Origin of the sequence: Mycobacterium sp. UM_11, assembly GCF_001414075.1 — a bacterium.
Taxonomy (GTDB): domain Bacteria; phylum Actinomycetota; class Actinomycetes; order Mycobacteriales; family Mycobacteriaceae; genus Mycobacterium.
In genome coordinates this window covers 1-4666 of the sequence record NZ_LATC01000180.1, presented here as the reverse complement: position 1 = coordinate 4666, position 4666 = coordinate 1, and the positions used below count along the sequence as shown (strand labels likewise).

Here is a 4666-nt window from a genome sequence, read left to right as displayed (position 1 = left end):
AGATGTGTATAAGAGACAGCCCGGGTGGGGATCCTCTGGTCACCGATCTTGTCCAGGTAGACCACGTCCGGGCCGTCCAGCACGGCCAGGTGCACGACAAGGCCGGTGGCGCGGTGCAATTCGCCCAGCAGCGGGCCGGCCGCCCGCACCAGCCGGTCCTGATGCACGGCGAGCGATCCGAGTTCGACGAGGCGCATGCCCAGCTCGTAATCCCGGCCGCTGCGGCGCAGCCAGCGCAGCTGCACCAGGCGTTCGAGCATCCGATGCGCCGACGAGCGGGGCAGGCCGGTGCGCCTGACGATCTGCGCCAGGGTGAGCCGCCCCGGCCCCTCGAAGGCGTCGAGGACCAGCGATATGCGGTCGATGACGGCCGTCGGGGTGGCGGGTTCGGCGATGCCTGACATCGATCCTCCAAGTGTGCCTGACCGGTATATTCCTATTAGGAATATATTCCTAGCACACCGGTGTGGCGGTTGTCACGCATCGCGGAAGTCGGCGAGTTTCGGGGCGGCAGCGAAGGATGCGGCTGGGCTCAGCCCTTGGCCGCGGACCGGCCCGCGCGGCGGCCGTAGAAGCTGCCGTCGCCGAGCGAGATGCCGCTGGCGTAACCCCACGCGGCCAACCCCGCGGTGCAGCGCCCGGCGGCGAAGAGGCCGGGGATGGGTTCCCCACTGACGTGCAGCACCTCGGCGTTCAGCGTGGTGGCCAGCCCGCCCAATGTGAAACCGCCGGTGTTCTCCCGCAAATCGATGGCGCCCACCGGCGAGCCGATCGGCTTGAGCCATTCGGGTTTCTTGTGCAGCAACGGATCCTCGCCCCGCGCGGCGCCCTCGTTGTACGCGGCCACGGTCGCCTGCAACGAGCCGGGCGCCAGCCCCATGTCGCGCTCCAGGTCGGCGACGGTGTCGGCCACCCAGGTCGCCTGGCGCAGCATGAACTTGGGCGACCACGACGCGTTCGCCTCTTCGTTGGCGTCGTTGTCGATGATGAGGTAGGCGGTGTTGTCCTGGTGGTAGAGCGTGAGTTGCCCGACGCGACCCGGGTAGGTGTCCTCGGCGACGTAGCGCTGGCCGCGGCCGTTGACCAGGATGCCGCGCACCAGTTGCTGGGGATCGATGAAGATCGCGACCTCGGTCGCATCCATGTGCGCCAGGTCGGCGCCCAGCGCCTGCGCCATCCGGATCGCCTGGCCGTCGTGCTGCTCGATCGAGGCGGCCGGGCGGCCGGCGATCCGCGGGGCGTAGCGCGCCACCATCGCGTCGTTGTAGGCGAAGCTGCCCATGGCCAGCACCACCCCGCGCCGCGCCCGAACCGAAATCTCGTCGCCGTACCGGCGGGCGCGGATCCCGACCACCCTGCCGTCGGCCTCGACGACGAGGCGTTGCCCGCGCACGTCGTAGAGAGCGCGCGCGCCGGCCGCCGTGGCGGTTTCGACGAGCGGCTTCATCAGCATGTAGCCCGCGCTCGCTTCACCCTGCTTCTTGTTCGACATCTGCGGGACGTGCCCGCGCGGGGCGGGGGAGGCGATCGTGTTGAACGGGTAGGAGTTTTCCCCGCCGCTGTACATCAGCCCCTGGTCACCCATCGGTTCCCAGCCGGGCTCGGCGAAGAACTCCGCCTTGAACGGCACACCGCAGCCGACCAGCCAGTCGAAGTGCGCGACGCTGCCGGCGCAGTAGTCGGCGATCCGGTCTTCGTCGGCGCCGGGTCCCATCGCGACGTTGAGGAAGGCCGCCATGTTGTCGACGGAATCGTCGAAGCCACAAGCCTTTTGCACTCCAGTGCCACCGCCGAGGTAGATGAACCCGCCCGCCATCGCCGCCGCGCCGCCCCAGGATCCGGTGCGTTCCAGGACAAGAACCTCGGCGCCCGAGCGCGCCGCCTCGACCGCCGCCGCGGCGCCGGCCACCCCGTAGCCGGCGATGACGACGTCGGCCTCGTCATCCCACGAGGTGATCGACGCGGCCGGGACCGGCGTGACGTCGGTATCCGGTGTCATAGCCGCATGGCCGCGGGCATTTCACCGATCCACTGGTGACCCCAGTAGCTGTCGGCGGTGATTTCCTCTGCCGTGTAATAGTTTTCGTCGACTCGCATGCCTTCGGTGCCGAACTCGATGTCCCAGTCGCCGGGCGCGCGAACGTAGAAGGAGATCATCTTGTCGTTGGTGTGCCGCCCGAGCGTGGACGACAACTGGAAGCCTTCGGCGTTGACGCGGTCCAGCGCCTGGCCCACCGCGTCGAGGGCGTCGACCTCGACCATGATGTGCACCAGGCGAGGGTCACGCATGTGTGCGGCCGGCACGATCGCCAGGCTGTGGTGGCGCTCGTTGATCCCGAGGAAGCGAACCCGCACCGGGCCGAACTCCTTCGGCAGCGGCACCCGGAACGCCCCGCGGGAACGGAAACCGAGGACCTCGGTGTAGAAGTCGAACACGCCGCCCGGATCCATCGCGGGCACGACGACGTGGCCCATCCCCTGATCGCCGGTGACGAACCTCGCGCCGAACGGGGTGATCACCGGGCTGTGATCGAGCACCGCGCCGTGGAAGACCTCGAGCGTGGTGCCCGCCGGGTCCTCGAAGCTGATCACCTCTTCCACCCGGCGGGCCTCGGCCTCGTCGACGGACAGCTGCTTGAACGGCACCCCCGCGCCGTCGAGCGTCGCCTTGACCCGCTGCAGCGCCGGGTGGTCGCGCACCTCCCAGCCGATGGTGAGCACCCGGTCGGTCTCACCCGGCACCACGATCAATCGCGCCGCCCGCTCGTCCATCCGCAGGTAGAGCGCCTCGGGGTCGGGGCCCTTACCCTCGGCGAAACCCAGGACGCCGAAGGCGAATTGCCGCCAGCGGTCGATGTCGTTGGTCGAAATGGTGATGTAACCCAGGCTTTTCAGGTCGGTCAACATCTGCTCCTAGATCAAGGCCCGCAGCGGGCCCTCGGGCGGTTCGATGCCCAGCGAACTCAGCGCCGACGCGTGATAGGTGGTGCCCGGCATGTGGATGGCGTGCAGCTGGCCGACGTGCACGTCGCGCCAATACCGTTGCAGCGGCTTGTCCATGCGGGCCGCGTTGCCGCCCGAGCGTGCGAAGATCTCGTCGACCGCCGACACCGCGCGCCACACCGCGCGGATCTGGGTGCGCCGGCCGGCCGCGCGGTCGGCGAACGACACCTCCTTGCCGGCGGCGACCATGTCGTAGATCCGGTCGGCGTTGGCCAGCAGTTCCTGGCGGGCGGCGTTGATATCGGCGGCGGCCTCGCCGATGGCGAACATGACGTAGGGGTCGTCCTTGATCGCGGTTCCGGTGGCGCCGACGCGCTCGCGTTGGTAGTCGAGGTGCGCGGCCAGCGCCCCCTCGGCAATGCCGATGGTGGCCGCCGAGATGCCCAGCGGGAACATCGTCGACCACGGCATCAGATAGAGCGGTTCGGTCATGCCGGCCTCGCGCTGGGCGGTGCCGTCCATCACCTTCGTCGCGTCCATCGTCCGGTACGACGGGACGAAGGCGTCCTTGACGATGACGTCCTTGGATCCGGTTCCCCGCAACCCCACCACATTCCACGAGTCCTCGACGATCTCGTAGTCCTTGCGGGGCAGGATCATGTGCAGCATCTGGGGCGGCATGATCGGTATGCCCTTCTCGTCGCCGAGCATCGCGCCGAGGATGATCCAGTCGCAGTGGTCGGTGCCCGAGCTGAACTGCCAGCGGCCGTTGAAGATGTAGCCACCGTCGACGGGTTTGGCCACCCCCTGCGGCGCGTAGGGGGAGGCCATCCAGGTGTCGACGTCGTCGGCCCAGATCTCGGCGGCGACTTTGGGGTCCGCGTACGCCAACTGATAGGGGTGCACGCCGACCACGCCGACGATCCAGCCGGCCGCGGGGTCCAGCGCAGCGGTCGCCATCGTCGTCTCGGCGAATTCGCGGGGGTGCGCCTCGAAGCCTTGGTATTGCTTGGTTTGCAGCAGCCGGATCAGGCCGGCGCCCTTCATCAGCTTGACCGTGTCATCGGTCAGCCGCCCGATCCGCTCGGCCTCGGCGGCCTGGTCGCGCAACTGATCCGCCATCGCCACGACCCGGTCGAGTACCCGTTCGCTCATGTTGGTTCCTTACGTCTGGGGGCTTAGTAATGGTCTACCGCAGTTCGTGCCTCAGCCGAAGCCCTTCCCGATGAGCGGGCGAAAAAGCGGTCGAAATTGACTGCACGACGGTGGCGCCCGCGGGCCGGGGCTAGGTCACCTCAGTGTCCGGTGACCGGGAATCGGCCCCCGCGGTCGGGGTGGTACGACATAACGTCCCTGCCCGTGAGTAGCGCGGAGCCGGTCGACGTTGTCGTGGTCGGCGCGGGGTTCGCCGGCCTCTACGCCCTGCACAAGCTCCGCAGTCAGGGACTGTCCGCGCGGGTCCTCGAGGCGGCGCCGGAGCTCGGCGGCACCTGGTACTACAACCGCTATCCGGGTGCGCGCTGTGACGTCGAAAGCGTCGATTACTGCTATTCCTTCTCCGATGAATTGCAGCAAGAGTGGAACTGGACCGAGAAGTACGCGACCCAGGCGGAGATCCTCGCGTATCTGAACTGGGTGGCCGACAAACTCGACCTGCGCCGCGACATCACATTTCGCACCCGCGTCGTGTCCTGCGCACTAGACGAAACCACGTTGCGCTGGC

The 4666-nt window shown here is 68.3% G+C and carries 5 protein-coding genes; 1 reads left to right on the top strand and 4 read right to left on the bottom strand.

The window, feature by feature from the left end; translation table 11 throughout:
- The 4 genes from WU80_RS24150 to WU80_RS24135 form a co-directional block, all read right to left on the bottom strand.
- A partial coding sequence (locus tag WU80_RS24150; RefSeq protein WP_156371860.1) for an IclR family transcriptional regulator occupies positions 1-395 on the bottom strand: 395 nt, incomplete at its 3' end.
- A gap of 137 nt (positions 396-532) precedes the next feature.
- Complete coding sequence (locus tag WU80_RS24145) at positions 533-1999, bottom strand: FAD-dependent oxidoreductase (protein WP_055405610.1); 1467 nt, start codon at positions 1997-1999, stop codon at positions 533-535.
- On the bottom strand, positions 1996-2904 hold the full coding sequence (gene bphC, locus WU80_RS24140) for a biphenyl-2,3-diol 1,2-dioxygenase (RefSeq protein WP_055405612.1): 909 nt from the start codon (positions 2902-2904) through the stop codon (positions 1996-1998). The genes WU80_RS24145 and bphC overlap by 4 nt, the downstream gene beginning before the upstream one ends.
- A gap of 9 nt (positions 2905-2913) precedes the next feature.
- A complete protein-coding gene (locus WU80_RS24135; protein WP_055405611.1) occupies positions 2914-4098 on the bottom strand; it encodes an acyl-CoA dehydrogenase family protein in 1185 nt (394 codons plus the stop codon).
- A 204-nt stretch (positions 4099-4302) separates the two neighbouring features.
- Here WU80_RS24135 and WU80_RS24130 point away from each other — a divergent pair.
- Positions 4303-4666: NAD(P)-binding protein (locus WU80_RS24130; RefSeq protein WP_231633905.1), on the top strand; the 364-nt coding region annotated here is incomplete at its 3' end.

Bases quoted from the DNA above. Each gene is read 5' to 3' on its own strand.
- WU80_RS24145 (WP_055405610.1), bottom strand. From the start codon at position 1,999: ATGACACCGGATACCGACGTCACGCCGGTCCCGGCCGCGTCGATCACC.
- WU80_RS24135 (WP_055405611.1), bottom strand. From the start codon at position 4,098: ATGAGCGAACGGGTACTCGACCGGGTCGTGGCGATGGCGGATCAGTTG.